This is a genomic window from Floridaenema aerugineum BLCC-F46, from assembly GCF_041929345.1.
In the GTDB taxonomy this organism is placed as follows: Bacteria; Cyanobacteriota; Cyanobacteriia; order Cyanobacteriales; family Aerosakkonemataceae; genus Floridanema; species Floridanema aerugineum.
Window position 1 is genome coordinate 1 of the sequence record NZ_JBHFNQ010000110.1, and the last position, 24,670, is coordinate 24,670.

At 40.5% G+C, this 24,670-nt stretch carries 21 protein-coding genes; 13 read left to right on the plus strand and 8 right to left on the minus strand.

Annotated features, from left to right (window positions below; translation table 11 throughout):
• Positions 1–276: 276 nt before the first annotated feature.
• Positions 277–1,821 carry a sensor histidine kinase gene (locus tag ACE1CC_RS14495; RefSeq protein WP_413271143.1) on the minus strand — a complete coding sequence of 515 codons (1,545 nt, stop codon included), beginning with the start codon at positions 1,819–1,821 and terminating at the stop codon, positions 277–279.
• A 284-nt stretch (positions 1,822–2,105) separates the two neighbouring features.
• On the opposite strand from ACE1CC_RS14495, the gene ACE1CC_RS14500 reads away from it, so the two are divergent.
• Positions 2,106–2,879, plus strand: a complete 774-nt coding sequence (locus ACE1CC_RS14500; RefSeq protein ID WP_413271144.1) for a general stress protein — start codon at positions 2,106–2,108, stop codon at positions 2,877–2,879.
• A 136-nt stretch (positions 2,880–3,015) separates the two neighbouring features.
• The gene (locus ACE1CC_RS14505) at positions 3,016–3,486 is read left to right on the plus strand and encodes a BON domain-containing protein (protein WP_413271145.1); all 471 of its coding nucleotides are present in this window, start codon (positions 3,016–3,018) and stop codon (positions 3,484–3,486) included.
• 54 nt (positions 3,487–3,540) lie between these two features.
• Here ACE1CC_RS14505 and bioF read toward each other — a convergent pair whose 3' ends face one another.
• Positions 3,541–4,704: an 8-amino-7-oxononanoate synthase gene (bioF, locus tag ACE1CC_RS14510; protein WP_413271146.1), complete on the minus strand. Its 1,164-nt coding sequence runs from the start codon at positions 4,702–4,704 to the stop codon at positions 3,541–3,543.
• Between the two features lie 120 nt (positions 4,705–4,824).
• The gene (locus ACE1CC_RS14515) at positions 4,825–5,052 is read right to left on the minus strand and encodes a hypothetical protein (protein ID WP_413271147.1); all 228 of its coding nucleotides are present in this window, start codon (positions 5,050–5,052) and stop codon (positions 4,825–4,827) included.
• A 383-nt stretch (positions 5,053–5,435) separates the two neighbouring features.
• Between ACE1CC_RS14515 and ACE1CC_RS14520 the strand changes: the two genes are divergently transcribed.
• From ACE1CC_RS14520 to ACE1CC_RS14530, 3 genes are read left to right on the plus strand one after another with little or no spacing between them, the layout of a single operon-like run.
• Positions 5,436–7,253: a putative bifunctional diguanylate cyclase/phosphodiesterase gene (locus ACE1CC_RS14520; protein WP_413271148.1), complete on the plus strand. Its 1,818-nt coding sequence runs from the start codon at positions 5,436–5,438 to the stop codon at positions 7,251–7,253.
• The gene (locus tag ACE1CC_RS14525; protein ID WP_413271149.1) at positions 7,180–7,455 is read left to right on the plus strand and encodes an EAL domain-containing protein; all 276 of its coding nucleotides are present in this window, start codon (positions 7,180–7,182) and stop codon (positions 7,453–7,455) included. Before ACE1CC_RS14520 ends, ACE1CC_RS14525 begins: the two co-directional genes overlap by 74 nt.
• A 55-nt stretch (positions 7,456–7,510) precedes the next feature.
• Positions 7,511–8,293 carry a radical SAM protein gene (locus tag ACE1CC_RS14530; protein WP_413271150.1) on the plus strand — a complete coding sequence of 261 codons (783 nt, stop codon included), beginning with the start codon at positions 7,511–7,513 and terminating at the stop codon, positions 8,291–8,293.
• A 496-nt stretch (positions 8,294–8,789) separates the two neighbouring features.
• Here the strand turns inward: ACE1CC_RS14530 and ACE1CC_RS14535 are convergent, their stop codons facing one another.
• The gene (locus tag ACE1CC_RS14535) at positions 8,790–9,449 is read right to left on the minus strand and encodes a class I SAM-dependent methyltransferase (RefSeq protein WP_413271151.1); all 660 of its coding nucleotides are present in this window, start codon (positions 9,447–9,449) and stop codon (positions 8,790–8,792) included.
• 211 nt (positions 9,450–9,660) lie between these two features.
• Here ACE1CC_RS14535 and ACE1CC_RS14540 point away from each other — a divergent pair, with 211 nt between their 5' ends.
• The gene (locus tag ACE1CC_RS14540) at positions 9,661–10,764 is read left to right on the plus strand and encodes a tetratricopeptide repeat protein (protein WP_413271152.1); all 1,104 of its coding nucleotides are present in this window, start codon (positions 9,661–9,663) and stop codon (positions 10,762–10,764) included.
• An 80-nt stretch (positions 10,765–10,844) separates the two neighbouring features.
• On the opposite strand, the gene ACE1CC_RS14545 is transcribed toward ACE1CC_RS14540, so the two are convergent.
• Positions 10,845–12,305, minus strand: a complete 1,461-nt coding sequence (locus ACE1CC_RS14545) for an aminotransferase class I/II-fold pyridoxal phosphate-dependent enzyme (protein WP_413271153.1) — start codon at positions 12,303–12,305, stop codon at positions 10,845–10,847.
• Between the two features lie 223 nt (positions 12,306–12,528).
• On the opposite strand from ACE1CC_RS14545, the gene ACE1CC_RS14550 reads away from it, so the two are divergent.
• The 3 genes from ACE1CC_RS14550 to ACE1CC_RS14560 are packed head-to-tail and all read left to right on the plus strand — an operon-like array spanning position 12,529 to position 15,069.
• The gene (locus ACE1CC_RS14550) at positions 12,529–12,753 is read left to right on the plus strand and encodes a hypothetical protein (RefSeq protein WP_413271154.1); all 225 of its coding nucleotides are present in this window, start codon (positions 12,529–12,531) and stop codon (positions 12,751–12,753) included.
• Positions 12,754–12,797: 44 nt separating this feature from the next.
• Complete coding sequence (gene ychF, locus ACE1CC_RS14555; RefSeq protein ID WP_413271155.1) at positions 12,798–13,889, plus strand: redox-regulated ATPase YchF; 1,092 nt, start codon at positions 12,798–12,800, stop codon at positions 13,887–13,889.
• A 22-nt stretch (positions 13,890–13,911) separates the two neighbouring features.
• Positions 13,912–15,069: a clostripain-related cysteine peptidase gene (locus ACE1CC_RS14560; RefSeq protein ID WP_413271156.1), complete on the plus strand. Its 1,158-nt coding sequence runs from the start codon at positions 13,912–13,914 to the stop codon at positions 15,067–15,069.
• A 124-nt stretch (positions 15,070–15,193) separates the two neighbouring features.
• Here the strand turns inward: ACE1CC_RS14560 and ACE1CC_RS14565 are convergent, their stop codons facing one another.
• Positions 15,194–15,661 (minus strand): hypothetical protein, encoded by a 468-nt coding sequence (locus ACE1CC_RS14565; protein WP_413271157.1) that lies wholly within the window; start codon positions 15,659–15,661, stop codon positions 15,194–15,196.
• 71 nt (positions 15,662–15,732) lie between these two features.
• On the minus strand, positions 15,733–16,671 hold the full coding sequence (locus ACE1CC_RS14570; protein WP_413271158.1) for a glycosyltransferase family 2 protein: 939 nt from the start codon (positions 16,669–16,671) through the stop codon (positions 15,733–15,735).
• 180 nt (positions 16,672–16,851) lie between these two features.
• Here ACE1CC_RS14570 and ACE1CC_RS14575 point away from each other — a divergent pair, with 180 nt between their 5' ends.
• The 4 genes from ACE1CC_RS14575 to ACE1CC_RS14590 all read left to right on the plus strand — a co-directional run bounded on the left by ACE1CC_RS14575 (position 16,852) and on the right by ACE1CC_RS14590 (position 24,414).
• The gene (locus ACE1CC_RS14575; protein WP_413271159.1) at positions 16,852–17,391 is read left to right on the plus strand and encodes a DUF3172 domain-containing protein; all 540 of its coding nucleotides are present in this window, start codon (positions 16,852–16,854) and stop codon (positions 17,389–17,391) included.
• Between the two features lie 500 nt (positions 17,392–17,891).
• The gene (locus ACE1CC_RS14580) at positions 17,892–18,236 is read left to right on the plus strand and encodes a hypothetical protein (protein ID WP_413271160.1); all 345 of its coding nucleotides are present in this window, start codon (positions 17,892–17,894) and stop codon (positions 18,234–18,236) included.
• Between the two features lie 420 nt (positions 18,237–18,656).
• Positions 18,657–21,125 carry an HD family phosphohydrolase gene (locus ACE1CC_RS14585; protein WP_413271161.1) on the plus strand — a complete coding sequence of 823 codons (2,469 nt, stop codon included), beginning with the start codon at positions 18,657–18,659 and terminating at the stop codon, positions 21,123–21,125.
• Positions 21,126–21,678: 553 nt separating this feature from the next.
• Positions 21,679–24,414 carry an SBBP repeat-containing protein gene (locus ACE1CC_RS14590; protein WP_413271162.1) on the plus strand — a complete coding sequence of 912 codons (2,736 nt, stop codon included), beginning with the start codon at positions 21,679–21,681 and terminating at the stop codon, positions 24,412–24,414.
• Positions 24,415–24,486: 72 nt separating this feature from the next.
• On the opposite strand, the gene ACE1CC_RS14595 is transcribed toward ACE1CC_RS14590, so the two are convergent.
• Positions 24,487–24,670 (minus strand): transposase (locus ACE1CC_RS14595; protein WP_413271163.1); only part of this gene is annotated, 184 nt, incomplete at its 5' end.

The following is a 24,670-nucleotide window of genomic DNA, read 5'->3' on the forward strand; positions in this document are numbered from 1 at the left end:
AGCTATCAGCTTTTGACTGCTTATAGTGGGGGATTTAGACCCACCACTAAAGCTTGCCACTAATCGTTTACGATATAGTGGGGGACTTAAACCCATAATTATTAGCTGATAGCTGAATGCTGAAAGCTGATAGCTTGTTAATAACCCGGTTCGTTGTCAGGACTTTAGTCCTTCAATTTAGCAAATATACGACTGAAGTCGTCACAACAAACTTTAATGTATGACAATATGTAGAGACGTTTCATGAAACGTCTCTACATATTGTTTTTACGCAGATCACTTAACTTGACTGTCGCCTGTTGGTAAGAAGATGGTAAAAACTTCCCCTTGTTCGGGACGTTCCCGCACAATTAGCTTACCACCTAAAGCTTGAAAAAGGCTTTTTGTGACATTATGACTGAGACTCAAACTGCCAGTTTCCGGCTGAAATGTAAGCAACTGACCAATCAATTTCCGCTTGGAATGATGACTGGCAAAACATTTACCGTCACCATTACCATCCGAATCCTTGGTTTGAGTTAATAGTTGCAACTTTAACTGATCTCCTGCTGGCATTACCTGCACTTGAATATGACTACCTGCTGGTAAACTACGAGTAAAGTTATCGATTAAACTAGTAAGAATTCGCTCCAACATTGTCGGATCGCTAACTACTGGCGGCATTTGCTGCGGTAATAACACATCCAAAGTTTGACTACGACGTAAAGCTTGTTTTTGCCAACGAGGAATACTATCTTGAAAAACTTGCGACAATGAGGTAGTAGTTAAATAAACAGGTGATTCCCCAGCATCGCAGGTTTCCATTTCTGCTGCTTGAAACAGTAATTCCATTCTTTCTATTTGTTCAGTACATTCATGATCGATAACTTCCAATTTTTTAATAATATCTGGAGTTAACTCTTTCCGTTTTAGCAACAGCCGAGTAAAAGTCCGAATTGTTGCCAAAGGCGTTTTTACTTCATGAGCAAATGCTTGCAATAATTCTACTTCGTTAGAATTTAAATTCTGAATTTTAGCTTGAGAATTTAGTGAAGAATCAGGAGATTTTACATTTTGAATTTGGGATTTTGCACTTTCTGGATGTTCCTGTTCTTCTGGTTGGGGTAAATATTGAAGTAACAGCCGACTAAACTGCATGACAGTTCGGTAATCTGGTGCTATGGGCGCAAACCGATGCACTAAAGTATCTAACTGGTTGATTTGATGAGGACAAGTTAGCAACATTCGCAACCGTAGAGAGTCCCAAGCTTGCTGCACTACGTCTGGATCGAAGGAAAACAAGAAAGCGGGATTTCCAAGGCGATCGTTCCCCAAAACCATCACTAAACTAAAATTAGTAGTGAAAACCAAACAAAAGTGTTCGGCACCTAAAGGATCGTTCGGTAATAAGGGTAAAGAACTGCTGCGATCGCTATTTTGGGTTTGGTTCTCTTTCGCCGGAGGTAGCTGAAATGGCATCCAAGCCCAAGGTTTCCCTAATTGAGTAGAAAAAACCCAAGTGGGAAAATAATGAGAGAGAGTCGGATCGCTCAAAATTGGCAAAGGGCCAGTTAAAATTAATCCTTGAGTTAAAGATGATGCTTCATCTTCATTGAGAGAACTTTCGTCAAATACCCAATTTGCCCGCAGCAATTTTTCTAAGGCGGCGATCGCCCCAAACCACTCTCGCTCTGCTTTCAAATGTGGCAACGCTACTTGACTTGTAGAGGATTGCTCAGTTTGAGCCTTCGTCCCATCATTTGACAATACAACATCGAGCGCCGATTTTTCTGTCGTTTCGGCTAAAATTTCGCTTAAAGTTGGCAGCAACCACTTTTGCACTGATAATCACCCACCAAGACTTGCAACTAAACCCACAGGACTCTCTTATGAGCCTATCAGTATATGTTATCTATCAAGGGGGGTAAAACCGAACCCTTGGTTATGGATTACCGTTGTTATTGATAAGTTGTAGTTTGATATAAATTTTTTGAGCAATTTTTAAAACAAATACTTAACATTTATTCTTGTCTTAACTAGCAAATCACTATTACCTTTCTCTCGATAGAGAGCTAGTTACACCTAAAGAGTGAGCAATAAATTAGCTAAAAATAACACTATAGGAAATGGAACTAATAATAAAGATTTTTGCTAAATGTTTATTATTAGTTGTTGAGAAAAAGCTTGTGCTTAAGGAGGAAGAAATGGCTTTAGGTAATCACAGACGCGCTGTAGGAGTTTTTAGTAGTTATCGGGCAGCGGAATTAGCCCTTCAAGATTTAAAAAATTCCGGCTTTCCAATGGATAGAGTTTCCGTAATTGCCAAAGATGCAGATAGAAATAGAGATCATATTGCAGGTGCAGAAGTTAAAGATGCGCGTGGCAACAAAGCTGATGAAGGTGCAGCTACAGGCGCGATCGCAGGTGGTACTCTAGGCGGATTAACTGGTTTATTAGTAGGTTTGGGTGCATTGGCTATTCCCGGAATTGGCCCTGTAATGTTAGCGGGTGCAACTGCTACGGCGATCGCAACTACCCTTTCAGGAACAGCGATTGGTGCTGCGGCTGGTGGCTTATTGGGTGCATTAATTGGTTTGGGAATTCCCGAAGAACGGGCTAGAGTTTACAACGATCGCGTAACTCGTGGCGACTATTTGGTAATTGTTGATGGTGATAGCGATGACATTGCTCGTGCGGAAGCAATTTTACGTCGCCACAATATTGAAGAGTGGGGAATTTATGATTCCGATCGCGACCTAGATCGAGATGTAAGTCGTGACTACGTTCACGATACAGATCGGGATGCAGTGCGTCGTGACTACACCAATGCTAGTAATGCTGATGTAATCATTGTCGATCGTCGCGATCCAGTAGTCGATCAGAGCGATCCTGTACTTTAATTTACAACTCAAACAGAAAAAAGTTTCTGATTAATAGACAAAACTCCTCTCACTTCAGTTAACAACTAATGCCAGGAGTTTTGTCAAATACTCAACTAGATTTTTAAAATTTATCCTCTTTAGGAAAAGGAAAACAATGAAAAATTTAACTCCATTTTTACTCACTGGTGTTTTAATGTTTGGTGCCGTTGCTTGTGCCGATAATGAGAAGAGTGTTCAATCTGCCCCTGATAGCACTAATCAAGCCCCGCAAGCACCCACAGCAGAGAATGTCCAAAATGCTCAAAAGGACGCTACCAGTCAAGTTCGCAGAGATCAATTAAACTCTGATATTCGCGCCCGCGAACAACGTAATAATATCACTGGCGGTGATACCGATCGGGCGGAAGCTGATATCGAAAGTGAAGTTCGCAGTAAGCTGGAAGCTAACATTACCAAAGGTCAATTAACAGTTGACTCCAAAGACGGCGTTGTTACTGTAGCCGGAACAGTTCCCAATGAACGAGATTTAGCTAAAATTGCACCTTTGGCACAAGAAATTAAGGGTGTTAAAAGTGTAAACGTTAAGGCAGTAGTTGCTCCTGCAAAACCAGCAACTAACAACTAAGACACTCAGTAAAATCAGATCCCCGACTTCGCAGAAGTTGTCGGGGATCTAAATTCACAAACTTTTTAAAGCTGCTACTAGTTTTTCCAGTTGATACGCTTCATGAGTTGCCATTACGGAAATGCGAATTCGACTAGTAGGAACTGTGGGCGGACGAATTGCTGGAGCAAAAATTCCGGCTTCTTTTAACTTTGTTCCGGCTGCTAATGCAATGGCGGCATCCTTTAGTTGTAAGCACAAAATTGCTGATTCGGAAGGTAATAATTTTAAGTTAGGTAATTGTTGAGAAATTAGCTGTTTGAGAGTTTCTATATTTTGCCATAATTGGGCGCGACGTTCTGGTTCTTGTTGCACAATTTTAATCGCTTCTAAGGCAGCGGCAGTGTCAGCAGGTGATAATCCAGTAGTATAAATCCAAGTTGGGGCGCGATTACGTAAAAAGTCAATTAAAGTAGCTGAACCTGCAACATAACCGCCTAAACTTCCTAAAGCTTTACTTAATGTACCAATTTGAATTAATGGACGATCGCTACAATTAAAATGTTCTACAGAACCCGCACCATTTTTGCCTAAAATTCCGGTGGCGTGTGCTTCATCAACTAATACCATGCTGTGAAATTTTTCCCCTAAATCCAATAATTCTGGTAAAGGGCATAAATCCCCATCCATACTAAAGACGCTATCGGTAATAATTAAGCAACGACGATATTTTTCTCGATGTTGATTGAGGTGATTTTGTAATTGAGCTAAGTTGCAATGGTCATAATTAATTATTGTGGCCCCACTGAGAATCGCACCGTTTTTGAGACTGGAATGATTGTACTGATCGGAAAGAATTAAATCTCTTTTTCCGACTACAGAGGCGATCGCACCCAAGGAAGCTAGATACCCGGAACTAAACACAAGGGCAGCTTCTGTTTGTTTCAAAGAGGCGATCGCTTTTTCCAATTCTCGATGTAGTTGGCGATGTCCACTTAGTAACCGCGAACCAGTGCTTCCGGTACCGAATTTTTCAGTAGCAAATATAGCAGCAGCTATTAAGCGGCGATCGCCTGCTAAACCCAAATAATCATTACTGGCAAAGTTAATTACAGTTCGTCCTTCTAGTTGGACAACTGCACCAGGAGGACTGGAAATAGTTTGCTCAAAACGATACCAATCTGCTCGATGAATTGTCGTAAGAGATGGTTTTATCCAAGCGTAAGGATCGATCGCCATTCGATTTTAGATTTTAGATTTTAGATTTTAGATTTCAAATTGAAAGTTAAACCCCACAGATAAGTCTGGGGGCTTAGACTTAGTTTATGGTATCTTAAATTACTGAGCAGCAAACATCTACTAAGATTGGTTTTCTGAAGATTCAGGGAGATTTTTAATCTGCTCATTCTTGCCTTTCACTGGTGGGAGTTGTTCCACTAAGCCCATCTCAAACGCAACATCAGGCAAGTCTCCTACTATGTATTTCCCTGGCTCAAACACCCGCCCCGCCGTAAAACAGTACTGCTTTAGTACCACCTCTTGACCTGGAAGAAACATTTCTCTGGACATTCTTCTTTCTAGTGGCATAGCCGATTCTCCAACAAATTTTAGTATTATTCAATTGTGACAGCTAACCTCCGATCTGAGTAAAAGATAACATTAATATCTATGGTTGATCTTTCAAATAGGTGTATAATATTAAAAATTTAATTAAGACTAAGAACCTGTAAAAAACAAGACTGAACTATTGTTTTTACACATCCGCTCGCGGAAAAAAGTAACTTTCTCCTAAATTGAAACCATATCACCTGAACTTGGACAACTATACCCTTAAACCAAACTTAATTAGAACTCTGCAATACATCTCTCAAATCCTTAGTGTTGCAGTTTTTATTTTAGGCTGCTTAGTTAGCTTAGGTTGGATATTTGATATTAGCATATTTAAAAGCGTGTTGCCTCACCTAGTAACGATGAAAGGGAACACCGCGATCGCCCTCATTATAGGATCTGTTTCTCTGCGATTTTTGCATCGAAAAGAAGAGAACAATGCCACAAAAAAAATCTGGTATATTATAATTAATTTTTTGGCTTTTATAGTTATTTCGATTGGCTCATTAACTTTAAGTCAAGATATATTCTCAATATACTTGGGAATCGATAAATTGATTTTTAAAGAAGTAAAACCAGAAAATATACCGGGTCTTCCGGGAAGAATGGCACCTAATACAGCTTTATGTTTTATTTTGTTTGGGTTAGCTATATTTTTATTAAATAAAAGAGGATATTTTGCGGCTCAATTGCTTAGTGTCATTGGATTTATATTAAGCTTTTTAGGATTATTAGGTTATCTCTATGGCCTCACCGAATTTTATGGTATTGGGGCTAATACAGCAATGGCATTGCATACAAGTATAGCCTTTATTTTACTATTTATTGGCAACTTATTTGCTTATCCAAACCAAGGGTTAATGACTGCAATTACTAACGAATTTGCCGGCGGAATTATGGCTCGGCGTTTGGCATTGGCTGTAATTGGGATACCACCTTTTTTGGGCTGGCTAGTTTTAGAGGGAAAAAGATTGGCGCTTTACGACAATGAAGTAGGAATCGCACTTTTGGGTGTATTAAATATTTTAGTGTTGGGAACTTTCATTTGGTGGAATGCCAGAACTTTAGGAGTAATAGATTATCAAGCTTGCCATGATTCTTTGACAGGTTTACCCAACCGAAAAATGTTTAGCGATCTATTATCTGCTTCATTAGCAAATGCTTGTCGTCGTCAAGGAAAGGTAGCGGTAATGTTTTTAGACTTAGACCGCTTTAACAAGATTAATGATATTTTAGGTCATGATGTAGGCGATCGCTTATTAAAAGCAACAGCACAAAGGCTGACTAGTTGCTTTCAAGAATATAATATAATTGCTCGGTGGGGAGGAGATGAATTTACTATTCTATTGCCCTACATTAACAATATCGAATATGCCGCTAAATTAGCTCAAAAAATTCTGGATACTTTAAAGCCACCTTTTATTATTGATAATCATTATCTTCATATCACTTGTAGCATTGGTATTGCAATTTATCCGCACAATGGTGAAGATAGCAACAGCTTGATTAAAAATGCTGATATAGCATTATACAATGTCAAAAAAAATGGCAGAAATAATTACAGTTTTTATAATCCAAGTATCAACGCTCAAAACTCAGAATTATTAATTTTAGAAAACCGATTACACTATGCTTGGGAGAGAGGAGAAATTTTACTTTATTATCAACCAAGAGTAAATATTGCCACCGGAAAAATTACTGGAGTTGAAGCTTTAGTCCGTTGGCAATCTCCAGAATTAGGTTTTGTTTCTCCGGGTAAATTTATTCCGATCGCAGAAGAAACCGGATTAATTGTACCGCTAGGAGAATGGATACTCTACACTGCTTGCACAGAAATAAAAGATTGGCTCGATCTAGGTTTGCCAGAAATTAGGGTAGCAGTTAACCTCTCGGCGCGACAGTTTCAACAACCAAATTTAGTGTCAATGATAACTCAAATACTAACAGACACCGGGCTAAATCCAGAAATTTTAGAGTTAGAAATTACCGAAACAATTGCCATGCAGGATGTAACCTTTACCAAGGAAAAACTCAATCAATTATCTCAAATGGGAATTCATATTTCGATGGATGATTTTGGCACAGGGTATTCTTCACTTGAGTTATTTGAAACAATTTCCGCTGCATTCTTTAAAAATCGATCGCTCCTTTGTCAAGGATATCACATTCGATCCTTGTGATTTAGCGATCGCATCAGCTATAGTCGCTTTAGGAAAAGGACTAAACATTAACGTAGTCGCAGAAGGCGTAGAAACTGAAGCACAATTAGAATGTTTGCGCCAACTAGGATGTGCGGAAATTCAAGGTTATTTCTTCAGTCCACCCTTACCAGCTAAAGATACTATTAAATTACTGAAAAAACATCAATCTGTACCTGGTTAAAGTTCTAAGATGAAGGCAGAAGGCTTTTATGCAGAGGGCAGAAGGTAAAGAAAAAATGTCATTTTGTTCAGTATATGGCCCGGTAAATTCTTGGCGTTTTGGTCGCTCGCTTGGGATCGATCCCATTGGTGCTATTTCCACCTGTTCTTTTGACTGCGTTTATTGTCAATTAGGAGCAATTGAACGGTTAAAAAGCGATCGGCAAGTATTCATTCCCACCGAGCAAATTCTACAAGATTTACAACCCTTTGCACCTTGGGATGTAGATGTAATTACCCTCAGCGGTAGCGGAGAACCAACCTTAGCATTAAACTTAGGAGAAATTCTTGCCAAAGTTAAAGAAATCACTGCAAAACCTTTAGTAGTATTAACGAACGGCACATTACTAAAAGATCCCGATGTCCGGGAAGCGCTAGCATTAACAGACAGAGTAGCAGTAAAATTAGATGCTGTTTCGGCTGAACAATTGCGGCGGGTTAATCGTCCCGTAGCTGAAATAAATTTAGCGGAAATTTGGCAGGGAATCCAACAATTTCGGGCTGATTATCCAGGTAAATTAGCAGTACAAACCATGATTTTGTCGGCTTGGAATCAAGAAATTCAATCGGATTATATCAACCGAATGAAAGTATTAATTCCTGATGAAATTCAACTTAACACACCTTCGCGCCCTAAACCTTTAACTCATCAATTAGATGCTAGAGGTAACAATCAAATTACAGATTGTGCCTATCCAGTAAATAGCCTCAAATGTGTTGATGCTGATTACTTGAAAACATTTGCCGATCGTATTCAGCAGCAAACAGGCGTTTCAGTTCGCTGGAAAATATCTGATTAAGAAAGGCTTTAGGACAGAAGTTTTGAGATAAATAAAATTTTTGCACCAGATAAGATCCCCCCTAACCCCCCTTGCCAAGGGGGGAACTAGAACATCGATTCAGTATTATTTTTGGGGATGAGAAACTGAGATAAGAGCACCTAGAGGCGGAGCCTCTATTTCTCGTTATTTCTCGTTTTCTCGTTCCCAGGTTCAACCTGGGAACGAGGTCTTGGAGGTTCTACCTCCTTGTTTCTCGTTGTTTCTCGTTGTTTCTCGTTCCCAGGTTCGTTTCTCGTTCCCCGGTTCAACCTGGGAACGAGGTCTTATTTTTGGGGATGAGAAACTGAGATAAGAGCACCTAGAGGCGGAGCCTCTATTTCTCGTTCCCAGGTTGAACCTGGGAACGAGGTAAAGGAGGTTCTACCTCCAAAAGTGGAGCAAGATCTCAGAGAAAGAACATTATTCAAAGTCCCCCTTTTTAAGGGGGATAATGGGGGATCTGCAATGTGTTGTATTAAAACTCAAAACTTCTTTGGGCTGTCCAATGCCTATCGGAAGATTGATATATTTTCACATCTTGTAAACCAGCTATTGAAAATAGTTGATTGACCTCATCAAGAGTAAAAGCAGCATGGAGAGAATCAGCGAATAACTGTTTTTGGTGAGGGTCGTATTCTGTGCCGATACTTTCTACTAAATTATGCAAAATTTCCTGATTAGCAGGTCGAATTAAATCGCGAATTAGAATAGCGCCTTTTGGTTTTAAAACTCGGTTAATTTCTTGCAAAAAAGGTAGGGGATCGGGTAAATGGTGAATCAAACTATTAGAAATTACCAGATCAAAATGTGCGTTAGGGTATGGTAATTGCTTGGCATCTACCAGTTCTAAAACTATTTGTTGTTGTAAACCTGCGTTTTTTATATGTTCAGTGCCGATTTTTAACATATTTTCTGCCAAGTCGATGCCAGTTACTTGCCATTGAGGACGTTGCTGGCAAAGTAATAAGGGAATTCTGGCGGTACCAGTTCCCGCATCTAAAACTTTAGCTGCTGTTGGCGCTAGTGCGATCGCCCCTTCAGCAAAAGCAGCATTTACCTCCGTAAAATCCATCGCATCATAAGCGACAGCTTCTTCCCAACTGTCCATAACTTCCGGTTCTAAAACTCGCTGCATTGACGATTCTCCGAAATCTTGATTTGACCTCAAATATTTATTTTGGCGCAGTTGCTATTTATTCCTGAAAATTGGGGAATGATAAAATTAGGGGTGGATTTTTTGTACGTAAATCGAATTTAGTTAACTTTTACTCAGTGATCTGTGTCATCCACAGAGAAGTAAAAGATGTGCATACTGCCAGGAGAGGACTTTTTCAGAGGTTGGAGATATGGATAGCCAGGTGTATCGGATATACCTAGAAGAAAATAAAATGCGTATTCCGAACGGCGATCGAACTACGATCGCTCACCCGCTACCTGAAGATTGGCAGGGTAACGAAAAGGAAGCGCTAGAAAAACAGCCGTTATGTGCCAAAGCAATTCAATTAATTACACAAGCGTCTGATTGCCATCAAAATCAACAGTATAATGCAGCAATTAAATTTTTCCAACAGGCTCTTACTATCTACCGGGAAATTAAGTATCGTTCGGAAGAGGGAGTAGTCCTGGGGAAAATTGGCAACGCTTTATACGCTTTGGGTGATTATGTAAAAGCGATTAACTATTACCTGCAATGGTTGGATGTAGTTAGGGAACTTAAAGATCTTCGCGCAGAAGGACTAGCGCTAGGAAATTTAGGTAATGCTTATCGCCATTTAGAAGATCATGTGAGGGCAATTGAATACCAACAACAAAGTTTGGCAATTGCAAAGGCGGTAGGAGACGATCGCTCAGAAGTAGCGGCGTTAAATAATTTAGGATTGGCGTTTAAAGCATTAGGAAATTACGAAAAAACTGTGGAGTACCTGCAACAAAGTTTGGTGCTGATGCAGAAGTTAACAGATCGACAAGGAGAAGCGCAAGTTCTGCGAAATTTGGGCAATGTTTATTATGCTTTAGGGAATTATGCTCAAGCGATCGATGCTTATCAAAAGAGATTAGCGATCGCCAAAGATATCCAAGATGGCAGAGGCGAATTACAAGTACTCAGAAATTTAGCCAGTGCTTGCTATGCTGTGGGTGACTATTCTAGAGCAATTGAATATTACCAAATGCGCTTAAAAATTGCGCGGCAAATTGAAGAGCATCGCGTCGAAGAACAAACTTTAGGAAATTTAGGAGTTACATACGAAGCAGTGGGAAATTTCGCCAAAGCAATAGAATGTTATGAACAGCGTTTAGCTGTAGCTATTTTTATGCAAGATAGCCGAGTTGAACAGCAATCTCTGGGGAGTTTAAAAGTTGCTTGCTATGCAATGGGTGATTACGCCAGAGCATTTAAATATCAAGAAATGCGGAGTAATCCTTCCCAAAATTTCATCGGTAATCGCTAGTGTAAGAACACAGAATGCTCTTAGTAAAAAAAGATTTTGTTAATTAGTTATTCCTGTGGCACTGCACTAGATTTTTGCTTTCATAACTCAGATTTTACGACTTTTAAAGTTTTCAGAGTTGCATCTACACAACCAGTAATTTCGCAGCCAATTGCCTGCATATTTAGCAAATATTCAAGAGCATCTGGAGTAATCACTTCTCCCGGCATCAAGACTGGAATTCCTGGTGGATAAGGGCAAACTATTTCTGCACAAATTCTTGAAACTGCACGCTTGATTGGTAAGGTTTCTGTTGCCGCAAAGAAAGCTTTTCGAGGGGAAATTTTTGGCGTTTCCTTGTCAAAATAAACTGGGCAATTATAGGTTGATTCTTCTCCTTGATGCTCTTGATCTAATTTCTGAAAAGCTTGCACTAATTTTTCAATATCTGTTTGGTTGTTTCCTAAAGTAATAATAAAAGTCAGATGTTTTCCAGAAGAAAACTCAGCTAATACACCATGTTGAGTGAGCAGATATTCGGCGGCAAATCCTGTTAAACCTAATTCGGAAACTATCACAGTTAATCTAGTGCGATCGAGATTTTTAAAACCTGCGGAAGGATACAATTCTAAAACCGATAATTTCGGAATCTGACTAATTTCCTTTCTGGCGATTTCGGCAAGTTGTAAAGTTTGAGTCATTAACTCTTTGCCAGACAAAGCCATTTGTTGACGTGCTGCATCTAAAGAAGCTAATAACAAATAACTGGGACTTGTAGATTGAACTAATTGTAAAGCTTTGGTGAGGCGATCGCGATCGATCCTATCACCTTGAACGTGCAAAATTGAAGCTTGAGTTAAACCACTTAACACCTTATGAACTGATTGTACAGTTAAATCTGCACCTTTTGATAAAGCAGCAGGAGGTAAATCTGGATGAAAAGCAAAATGAGGGCCGTGAGCTTCATCCACTAACAGCGGAATGTTATATTGATGTGCGAGATTAGCGATCGCCTCCACATCTCCACAAACACCATAATAAGTTGGATAAACCATCATAACCGCTTTCGCATCTGGATGTTCCTGCAAAGCATCAGCAACATCTTCCGGCGTAATACTATGAGCAATATCTAAATTAGAATCATATTCTGGGTTAACAAAAATTGGAATTGCACCCGAAAGAATCAACCCAGAAATAATTGATTTATGAACATTACGAGGCAAAATAATTTTTTCCCCATCACCACAAGTCGCCAAAATTGCCGCAATAATTCCCGCCGTAGAACCATTGATTAAAAACCAAGATTCCTCCGCACCAAAAGCCGCCGCTGCTAGTACTTGCGCCTCCTTAATCACACCTTCAGGAGCCGATAAATTATCTAAATTTTCCAACTCCGTCAAATCAGCCTTAAACACCTGAGAACCCAACAAATCGCGCATCTTTTGCGAAACTCCCCGACCTCGTTTATGCCCCGGAGTATAAAAAGCCGCACGCTCATCCTCAACATAACTTTTAATCGCATCTAATAAAGGTGTTTTTGCTTGAGAATTATGAGTAAACATTCAACGTTTTCCCTTTCAAACCATAATCATCCTAAATCAATTTCTTCTCTTTCTTCTCTTCGCGTTCTTTGCGTCCTTTGCGGTTCAAAAAAATCTCTCTGTGTCCTCTGCGTCTGGAGCGGTTCCAAAAAAATCCAAAATCCTAAGAAATAGCCAATCAGAGAGATGAACTTAAAACAAAACTTTCCTACTTTTAAAATAATCGAACCACAAAACAACCCTTATGATTAATCCAGTTCCCAACCCAATTCCCCAACCAGGCACCCTACCCAGTCCCGTACCCGAACCTCTCCCCAACCCAATTCCCGCACCAGAACCAGTGCCAACACCAGTACCCCAACCAGTTCCAAGTCCCGCACCAGAACCAGTGCCAACACCAGTACCCCAACCAGTACCAGAACCAATTCCCCAAACAGTACCCGCACCAATTCCCCAAACCGTTCCTTAGCGTTTAAAATCGAATTTGCACCCAGTTTTTAACCTTGGACTAAGATGCTAAGAGCCGGAATTGTTGGACTCCCTAACGTTGGTAAATCTACATTGTTTAACGCTTTGGTGGCAAATGCTAAAGCAGAAGCCGCCAATTTTCCTTTTTGTACAATTGAACCGAATGTCGGCGTGGTTGCTGTTCCCGACGAACGGTTAAATGTGTTAGCTAAAATATCAGATTCAGCGCAAATTATTCCTGCAAGAGTCGAATTTGTGGATATTGCGGGTTTGGTGAAAGGTGCGAGTCAAGGTGAAGGACTGGGAAATAAGTTTTTATCCCATATTCGGGAAGTTGATGCGATCGTTCATGTAGTCCGCTGTTTTGAAGATGATGATATTATTCACGTTGCGGGTTCTGTCGATCCAGCAAGAGATATTGAAATCATTAATTTAGAATTGGGTTTAGCAGATTTGGATCAAATTGAACGAAAGATCGATCGCACCCGCAAACTAGCACGCACCAGCAAAGAAGCGCAACTGGAATTAGAAGCATTAGAAAAAATCAACGTAGTTTTAAACGCAGGAAAACCAGCCAGACAAGCTACTTTAACCGACGAAGAAAAACAAGCAATTAAAGGTTTAGGTTTACTCACAAACAAACCAATAATTTATGCTGCCAACGTCTCCGAAGATGACTTAGCAAGCGGCAATGAATATGTAGAAAAAGTACGCCAAATCGCCGCCCAAGAAAACGCCCAAGTCGTAATTGTTTCCGCCCAAGTAGAATCAGAATTAATTGCTTTACCAGAAGAAGATCGAGGAGAATTTCTCGAATCTTTAGGAGTAGAAGAAGGCGGATTAAAATCTTTAATTCGCGCCACTTACGAACTTTTAGGATTAAGAACTTACTTCACAACCGGGCCAAAAGAAACTCGCGCTTGGACAATTCACGCCGGAATGTCCGCACCCCAAGCAGCAGGTGTAATTCACACAGATTTTGAGCGGGGTTTCATTCGTGCAGAAACCGTTGCTTACAAAGATTTAGTAACAAATGGATCGATGAATGCTGCCAAGGAAAAAGGTTTAGTTCGCAGTGAAGGAAAAGAATATGTGGTGCAAGAAGGCGATGTAATGTTGTTTAGGTTTAATGTGTAAGTCACATAATTAAAACAGCATTATGAAGCGGAGAAAACTGCTGCTGTATGGAGCGCTTGGTAGCGCTTCATTCTTAATTAATAACCATAGTTTATTATCGGCAAATATGTCCAGTAAAAAGAACTATGAATGGATCATTATCTACTGGATGCCTTATGATAACGACCTTTCTAGGTTTGGCAAACCGATAATGAAAATGCTAGCAAAAGGCGTACAAACTGATAATATTCTTGTGGTAGTACAATCAGATTTTCTAGCAGCAAAACAACTAACCAGAAACATCATTACTCCAGGTACTATTACCAGTGAAAATTTAAACACTAGCAATAGCGCAAATGAGGAAGTATTTGCTGAATATCTTAATTGGGCTAAATCACAATTTCAAGCAAAAAAATGGGGAATTATTTTTTTAGGACATGGAGGTGTTGTAGATGAAATTAGTCCAGATAATCATCCTGAACCTGGTGTTTCTGAAACTAGATGGATGAAAATTAAAAACCTCAGCGAAATTATAGTTGAATTTAATAAAGCAGTAGATCGGCGGGTAGAATTAGTATTTTTTCAAAATTGCAATAAGGGAACTATTGAAACACATTACACTTTTCGAGATACTGCCAAATATACTCTATCTTCTCAACTATTGCTGGGAGCACCAAATTACTACTACGAATCGCTATTTAATTATTTAGGTCGTCATCCCGATATTGGAGGCGCACAAATGGCAGAAAAGATTATGGAATTTGAAAGGGAAGATATGTTCCATAGTTATACTATTACTAGTAATCAAGCTATTCATAATTTACCTGCTAAACTTAATCCACTTATTGATTCGATTATTTCATCTGATTGGCAAGATATTAAAATGAACCAAATAAAAACTTATAGCTATTTCGGCAATAGCTATGCCGATATTATTCAATTTTTCGATAAAGTCTCTCAAGCATCGGGTGCAGATAGGCAAAAATATCAGATTTTTAGTGATTATTTGAAAAAGTCCTTAATTCATCGCGTGCGGCAAAAGGGTACTCTCTTAGGAAGAGATATAAAACCGGATGATAATTTCTGTGGATTAGGTATATTTTTACCTAAAAACAAGCAAGAATTTGAAAAATACCGTGATTTACCAATCTATTCTGAGGTAAAACTTCGAGAACTGTTTGAATCATTTATGTGGAAATAAATTATTCCACCATCTGCACCGGGAACAAGTTCGATCGCTTTCACCTTATGATATTAGAAGTTGATAGTTAGTGATTTTTTCCAAGTACCAACTACTAACTACCAACTACCAATCACCAACTAAACTAAAATGATGCAGCGTAAGTCAATTCAAACTCACGAAAAATTGTTACACAACAAGAATTACTCGGCTGATCTACGGTTTGAAAGTCAATCTTACCAGCGATCGCTGTAATCGGTCGTCTTAAGGGTTTATTGTCATATTGACTGCGTTCGCGAGTACTCCAATCCATAATGGTAGCGTCGAGATTATTTTGAATTTCTGCTGCTAACATTAACAGATCAAATTTATCTTTAGTTAGCCCAACTATCGGAAATTTCATGATAATAGATTGGGCAATAATTGGTCTAGCATCGTTAGCAGTGACGTGAGTTTGGCAAGTACCAAATTCTAGATCGTAATGCTCAAAGTGGAAAATTTCTTTGTACTCAGTAAAGCTCGTTTGGATATCTTTAATTGCTTTGTCTATCTGGGGGAATAGCCCTAAATTTGGGTCGGATAGTAACTTGCGAATGTTGGAAATTTCAGTCATGGTACTGTTTACCTATTTAGGATATTGTTAAGGATGCTCTTTCTGCCACGCTGGATTAGTAACTATTAGAATTACTCATCACTAGCTAGTTCTAGTTTTGTTACCAAAGCCTCTGTCAGTAACTCCTTAACTCTCTGTGCTTGATACCATCTCAATAATATGATGCTTTTTGCTCCTTTAATTAAGAGAATTTTGATTAGTTCCTGTCTGAGATTTTGTCGTAAATCCTTGGGTAAGGAATGATAAGTTTTATTAAAAATAATTTTTAGCCATACTTTATAAATCTCAAACAAAGTGGCAATGCGATCGCCATTTAAATTACGATTAGTTGTTTGTTCAGCATGAATATGGAAAGTTGCCAATTCCTCATCGACAAAACCCACTTTATAATCAGCCATAATCCGCAACCACATTTCCAGATCGCATAATTGCTTAAAACTTGGATCGAACAAACCAATTTGTGGAAAAACTTCTCGACGAATTAACACATTCGTCGGTTCACCAATTTTATTGTAAGGCGGCTTTAAAAAATTGGGATCTCTGAGCAAACTTAGACCAGATTGAATTGATTCTAACCGAGTCCAGCGCTGATGTAAATTTTGCATACCTTTAATGAAATTGGCATCGATCGACCAATCAAAAACTAAGCGACGCGGACAGAAAACTAAACCAATTTCCTCATCTTGTTCAGCTAAATCTACCATTTTGGTAATGCAGTCTGGAGCGATCGCATCATCCTGAAATAAAAACTTGACATACTTACCTTGAGCTTGGGAAATACAAAAATTCCAATTCCCAACCAATCCATATCTAGCATGAGTAAAAATTCGACAATTGGGTAAATTCGCAGATTGTAATAACTTTAAAGACCCATCTTGAGAAGCATCATCAGAAATAATAATTTCCGTATGCGGATAACTATTGCTTTCAAGACACTGAAGTAGTGGTGCAATAAATTCACCAGCGTTATACACAGGAATACAAATACTGACTAGTGGATAACTACGCATTTAGTTCAGAACCATTTTTCCTAGCCACCCTAAACTCAGCCTGATATAGTAACAGTTAGCTCTTAAGTTGAGGTGGCAGCTAAACTTTACCACACAACTTAAAATTAAGGGCATACTGGAAACAGTAGTACCAGTTCCGCTTACGCATTAAATAAAATTGGTAAAACTTGTCGAGTAATTATGAGACGTAAATCCCCCACTGTGACTAACAGACCTACATCATCCACCAGTAAACCTTCACTGTTTAACTACACATCATTAGCAATTATTGCAGGTGTTTTCATTTTAGGAATCGGAATTGGCATTGCCTTTAGTACTACAGCAACTTCTGATTCCGGCAGTAACGTCTATTCTCGCGAATTTATCGATCGCAGCGCCCCCAACGCCGCACTTTGCGCTCAATATGGAGCCAGTGCGATCGTCACCGACACCCGCGTTTTCGTCACCCTCAACCCCTTTAGCGTCTACATATCTCAACCAAAAATGCAGCCCGGATGCGTGTTACGTACCAACAACTGGTCAATTTTAGAGCAAAGAAAACTCATCAACGGCGAACAAGTACGAGATTGTAAACTGCGGATGAACACCTTCGGTTACACAGGAGCCCTGGAAAGTTCACCCGAAATTGACTGTGTTTACCGCAACGACAACGATCAAAACCGCTTTAACCAAATACCAGGTAGTGGTGGCCCACCTCCGGCTGAAACCAGCGAATTCTAACTCTTAAACCGAAGGCAGAAGGCACAACAGAGTTTTGAATTTTGAGTTTTGAGTTTTGAAGAACGTTTTGAGTAATGGATTTTTCAAGCTCCGGGACTCCCAGTAGCCCCGGAGCCTCCTCCAGTCACCCAAAAAGTATTAAAAAATACAAAGTATTCGCGATCGAATTTACTTCTAGTTAAATTTTTTGACTCTATTGTAAAGATACTGTGAAGTAACCGAACTTAGCTCGAAATTAGGAAATTGGTACAAGTATAGTGAAAACACTTAAACTTAAAATCGAACGAGTTAGGTTCTGACCAGAAATTACCAAAAATTATCAATCAAAGTGCAGAAAATTACATAATTACGCGGAGCTAAGGATTTTTCTGGTCAGGGGACTCTTTCTCAATTCCTAAACCTAACCTCGTCTAGTGAGCTTGTTCCTGCATTCTCAGCCTTAGCCTGAGTTGCAAACACATTTTGCACCCGATTCCCTGTTAGTCCTCCGAGTCAGCCCTATGTATCTCACCAAATCCGACCCTGAAGACACTAGCCCCCTAAGCGAGCTAATTCTTTTTAGTTCCCAAGCTGCTCAAAAAATTTCCCGCAGTCCTGCTTTACGAAAAGTTCATCAGACAGACACCCAGGTAAGTAAAACTACGGAAAAAGAATACTCCCAAGTTGTTAATCACGCCGCCCCCCTGTCTTCCCTGAGAGAAAGAGACTTACAAGCTTTAACAGAAATGTTCGAGCCAGAGGATGCCGCAGAAGTAGAAGCAGAACTCGCCCACTATCTCAACTTAATGTGTCCAGAACCTTGCTGGGAAGAAGACCCTTTCGACTTTCTGTGCGATTACTTGTAATTAGTTTGATTAACATAAATTATAGAAATGAAATGCTAGATAGGCTGATGCTTGATCTTCTGCTAGACTTCCCATAAGCTAGGGATCAAAGCAAAATCGGCGATCCCACTGGTACACTGTCGATCGCTCTGGCATCTGTCTTGGATAAATCGCTGTTAGTGCCTATGTTAGTGATTCATCTAAATTTAAACACTAGATTAACGACTGGAGAAGCAGATCCTAACTACTCTTCAGCATTATTGGTATTTTTTATACAACCATTGATAGAGCCTCATTTTTCAATCAACCTTCTATAATAACCAAATGAGTAACACTTTGTCTCATCTAAATACCGAGTTCAGGGTGTACCGCCGCTCTTAGATGAAAACGTTTTATTCGTGGACAAAACAGCTTAAGCAATGGCGGAGAATTGCCCTCAGCATGGCTCTTTTAAAAACATTCAAACGTACATACCGTTCGTCAAAACCTAAACCCGACCAAGAGATTGTCTCTTCGCCAAAGGCTCCCGAACGGCATCAATCTATTTACAAGCTGGTGCTCAAACACCTGCGGAACTTGCTTGTAGAAACAAATCCTTGTCAAACTCAAGCCCTAAACTGTCGGCGCTCCAAAAGTGGGAAACGCCCCAAAGTTGCCTTAGTCATGGCAGTGATTTCCCTGACCAGCGCTATGGGTCATCGCTTCTACAATCAGCCAAAACTCGATGTAGACACCTTAGCCCCCGTCACCATTGTGGCTCCTCGAGACGCAACAGTGGCAGACCCGAAAACCACAGAAGTAAAACAAAAAGCAGCCCGTAGGGGATTAATACCAGTATTAATGGTCGATCCCAATGTTAATCATCAGATTTATCAAGAATTACAGCAAAAAATTCAGCAAATCAACCAATCTCGCCGCATTGCTGGACAATTTCCCTTTACATCCGTTTTATCCACTGCCACCCAAATTTACTTGCGGAGTTGCTCAGAATCGGAATGGCAAGCAATTTTAGCCGGATTAAACAATCCCAATGAGAAAATAGAGAATGTCAATGAACTCCCTGCCAATGCTTCTTCCCCAGAGGTCAACTCTCCACAAGTACAACAAGTCATTAACGAACTCAAAGCCTATCGCCGCATTAATCCAGAGGGATTAGCAACACTAATAAATACAATTTCCCAAGTCCGTGTGCGCTATGCCCAAGCAATAGCAAATTTGTCCAGTAAATTGCTTTCTGAAGCCGAAGATTCGCCAAATTTATCCTTTTTAGAGTTGACGGAAGCGGATTGGCGCAAAACTCAAGCCGGAATTTCTCAAGCACTAGAACGCATTCTTACTCAAGGTATAGCTCCTGGTTTACCCTTGGTGTTGAAACAGCAAGCTGTAAGAGTGCAGGTAAAAAATTTAGTACCAGAAACCGCCCAACCTGTAGTTACTCAGCTGATAGTTGGTGCCCTAAAACCGAATTTAATCGAAGATGCAGAACAAACAAAGCTGCAAGCTGAACAAGCTGCACAGCAAGTTAAACCAGAAATAGTTGAAATACGCAAAGGAGAAATAATTGTCAAAGGAGGTCAACAAATTACCCAAAGGGAATTTGTCTTGCTCGATCACTTTAAATTAAGCCGTCGGGAAGTAAATTGGTGGGGTTTGGTTGGCTGTGGCGTATTAGTTAGCGGTGGTGTACTCGTTTTTTGCTGGGTAGAAAGGCGCTTTCATGCAGGATTGCGCCAACGTGACCACGTTTTAATCCTGCTGTTGGCTTTAAGTGTTCCTTTATTGGTCAGTTTGGGCGTGAATTACAGCAGTCTGCCAGCTGTGGGTTTGCTGGTGGGCAGTTTTTATGGTTCCGCTTTGGGTTTAACTACAGTTGGTTTACTGACCTTGGGTTTGCCTATTGGCATGGAAAATATTCTTTGGGATCATTTGTTGGCGAATGCCGCTGGGGCGATGGTGGGGAGTTTGATGGCGGGGAGATTGCGATCGCGCGAAGAACTCGCTTTACTAGGAATTGGCATCGGTCTAACCGAAGGAATCGTTTACCTCACTCTTAATTTACTTCTCAGCGCCGCCGCCGGTTCAATCTGGTTAGCCGTACTCCAAGAAGCAGCAATTTACAGTCTCACAGGTGTTGCTTGGAGTGTCGTAGCATTAGGAATTAGCCCCTATTTAGAACAATTATTTGACTTAGTTACCCCCGTTCGTTTGGCAGAATTAGCTAACCCAAACCGCCCACTTTTAAAACGTTTGGCAGAAGAAGCACCCGGAACTTTTCAACATACTTTATTCGTGGCAACTTTAGCAGAAGCAGCCGCAAAAGCTTTAGATTGCAATGTCGAATTAGTCCGCACCGGAACTTTATATCACGACATCGGCAAATTACACGACCCTCAAGGATTTATTGAAAATCAAATGGGCGGGCCAAATAAACACGACCAAATTAATGACCCTTATTTTAGTGCCGCAATTATTAAAAAGCACGTTACTGAAGGGTTAGTTATGGCGCGTCGCTATCGCTTACCTAAAGCAATTCAAGCATTCATTCCTGAACATCAAGGAACAATGCAAATTGCCTATTTTTATCATCAGGCAAAACAACAAGAAAAAGAACCTGTAGATGAATCTTTTTTCCGTTATGCAGGGCCAATTCCTCAATCACGGGAAACCGGAGTTGTTATGTTAGCTGATTCTTGCGAAGCAGCTTTAAGGAGTTTGAAAGATGCCACTTACGAAGAAGCTTTGGTAATGGTTAACAAAATTTTGAAGGCACGTTGGCAAGATAATCAATTAGTAGATTCCGGTTTAACCCGCCCAGAAATGTCCCAAATAGCCGAAATTTTTGTCCAAGTTTGGCAACAGTTTCACCATAAACGTATTGCTTATCCAAAAGCAGCGTTAAATAATGGATAGGGGACTGGGAAAAAGTTTTGAGTTTGGAGGGGCGGGTTTAGTAGGATTTAGATGATAATCAGGATTAATCAAGAGCAGATTGCAGGTTTATGAAGTACACAAAAGAAACCCGGTTTCTTCTGCGAAACCGGGTTTCTTTGTACCTCACTTACCTGAAAAGTGCTTTTAATCGCCTGGGAACCAAGGAAATTCCACTACCATCTAACTAAGGGAGGAGTAATTAGGAATATGATTAATTATAAATCAAACAAATGCAATTCTTTTAGTTGTTTTCTCTATCAACAAAAGACAAAAGAGTAATAACGCAACTTGCTAGTTATATCCCGTAGGGTGCGTCAGACACCACAATGCCTGGTAAATCACCAGAATTTTCCGCCTAGTTACGCACAGGACAACCCACAAATTTACACAAAATTAATAAGTAGCAACTTGAGTTAATAATGTTTGACTATACTTTAAGTGAAGTTTTACAATACTGTTGCTTTCATTACCACCGGGAACCAAGGAAATCCCCCCAACATCTAACTAAGGGAGGAGTTATTAGGAATACACTATGAGCGATGGTATTTGGTTGGAAGATTTCGGTGATACCTCCAGCGACGTTGGCAGCAGCATCGTCACCGACAGTAGCGGCAACCTCTACATTACAGGTCAGTTCAGTGGCAGCGTTACCTTCGGAAGTACGATCTTAACTTCGATCGGAGAGCAAGACATCTTTACAGCCAAACTAGACAGCAGTGGCAACATCACTTGGGCAACAAATTTGGGAACTACTGCTGGTAGAACGGTGAGTTACAGTATCACCACCGACAAAAGCGGCAACCTCTACACCACAGGCGCTTTCTCTATTCCCGTCTCCTTGGGAACTATTCCCATAATCCAAGGAGAGCGAGACATTTTCATAGCCAAACAGGACAGCAATGGCAACTTTATTTGGGCGAAAAGTTTCGGTTCTAACAACAACGACCAAGGTAGCAGCATCTCTAGCGACAGTAGCGGCAACCTCTACGTTACAGGCTATTTCTCTGATTCCATCAGCTTCGGGAACACAATCCTGACTTCCAGTGGCGATCGAGATATTTTCGCAGCCAAACTGGATAGCAGTGGTAACGTCACTTGGGCGAAAAGCTTGGGGGGTACTCAAGACGACATTGGTAGGAGTATTATCACCGACAGCAACGGCAACGCCTACATCATAGGCGAATTCAGGGACAAAGCGACCTTCGGGAATAGTTCTTTGACTGCTCAAGGAAGCAGCGGTGATATCTTCGTAGCCAGATTGGATAGTAATGGCAACGTACTTTGGGCGCAAGATTTCGGTGATACCACCAACGCCACTGAGATTGGCAGAAGCATCGTGGGCGACAAAAGTGGCAACCTCTACATCACAGGCGAATTCTCTAACAGTATCACCTTCGGCAGTACCATCTTGACTGCCCAAGGAAGCAGTGACATCTTCGTAGCTAAACTGGACAGCAGTGGTAACATCACTTGGGCGAAAAATTTGGGGGTGAGTAACTCTGCTACAAGTAATGGCATCACGATCGACACTAACGGCAATATCTACACTACAGGCCAATTCATTGGTAGCGTCACCTTTGGGAGTACAATCGTCACAGCCCAAGGAAACAGTGACTTCTTTTTAGCCAAACTGGACAGCAATGGCAAAGTCACTTCGGTAAATGCGATCGCAGGTAATAATACCGGGAATAGTAGTAATTTAGCGATCGGCTACGGCATCGCCACCGACAGTAATGGCAACGTCTACACCACAGGTATTTCCAGTAGCACTACCACCTTTGTCACCAAACAGGAAGTTTTACCCACCCTCACCATTACTCCTGATATTACTAGCAGAGAAAGAGGCATCTGTGATGGCAGCTTTGTCATCACCTTAGATAACCCCGCACCTTCAGGCGGTCTGATCGTCAACTATAGCCTCGCTGGAACTGCCACCTTTACTAGCAACTACAGCTTAGTGACAAGCTCAAATATTACTAACCTGACTGCGACCAGTTTTACCATTGCTGCCGGACAAAAAACCGCTACCTTAAAAGTTACCCCTGTAGCAGGTGCAGTATTTGAAGCAGGTAAAACAGTCCAACTGGTTTTAACTAGTGGTAATGGCTACAACATTGGTACTTCTAATAACGCCAGTCTTCCCATTGTCGATGAGTGGGAGTGCTACTGTGATTTTATTACTCCTCCCGATCTGAATAATTTGTCTGCTCGTTTATCGAATTTGAATCCAGTTAACAATTCCATAAATAATGATGGCAACAATAAACTTATTGTCGGTACACAGTTAAACGATCAGTTTCTCGGTTTAGGTGGCAATGATTTTGTACTAGGCGAAGGGGGTAATGATAATTTAGTTGGCGGAACTGGAAGTGATAGCCTTTATGGTAGTAAAGGAAACGATTGGCTTTCTGGTGGTGAAGGCGACGATTTTCTCAACGGTAACGAAGATATTGATTTCGTAAATGGCAACCAAGGCAATGATACTGTTCGCGGTGGTCAAAATAATGATTTGGTGCGTGGTGGTAAAGGTAATGATGTAATATACGGCGATCAAAACGATGATGTTTTAGCTGGAGATTTAGGCGACGATACTATTTTTGGTGCTGGTACTATTGATACATTGGGAGGCAGCGATAACGATACCATCTTTGGCGGTGAAGGTAATGATTTGCTTTATGGTAATGCTGGCACTGATTTTATTTTTGCCCAGAATGGTAATGATACTCTCTTCGGTGGTAAAGATAATGATTTTCTGTTCGGAGGAACTGGAGACGATCGCTTTTTTGGCGATTTAGGCAATGATTTTCTCTGCGGTGGAGATGATAATGATACTCTCTTCGGTGGAGATGGTAATGATGAAATTTGCGGTGGAGATGGTAATGATTCAATTTTTGGCAATAAAGGCGCAGATTGGCTCTTTGGTGAAACCGGAAATGATACTCTTTATGGTGGTCAAGGTGATGACACCTTAGCTGGTGGTGATGGTAATGATTTGCTCTTTGGTGATAGCGGAAATAATTACCTCAAAGGTGGCAATGGTAGCGATCGATTTGTGTTATCTGCTAAAGGCAGTGAGGTAATTACTGATTTCCAAGTTGGGGTGGATTTGTTAGGTTTATCGGGTGGTTTGACTTTCCCACAATTGTCAGTTGTGCAAAGTGGAAATAATACCTTAATTAGGTTGCTTGGTAGTAACGAGTTGTTAGCAACTTTAAATGGGGTTGCTGCTAATTTGATTACTCAATCAAACTTTATTGAACGTGCGTAAAACCCCATCCCCTTGTGGGTGGGGATGAAAGCACGGTTAAAGGAGGGGGTTCGATGCCCCCTCCTTTAACAATTAGCGTCGTTTTTGGGAGTCAATATATCGCTTAACAGCCTCTTCCGAAGCACCACCGACAGAAGAATAAAAAGTGCTGTCACTCCACATCCCAGAACCCCAAAAACGACGCTTTTTCAAATCTTTAAAAGTTTGAAATAAGTGTACAGCAGAGATAGATTTCATGGTTTTAGCAATTTCCACA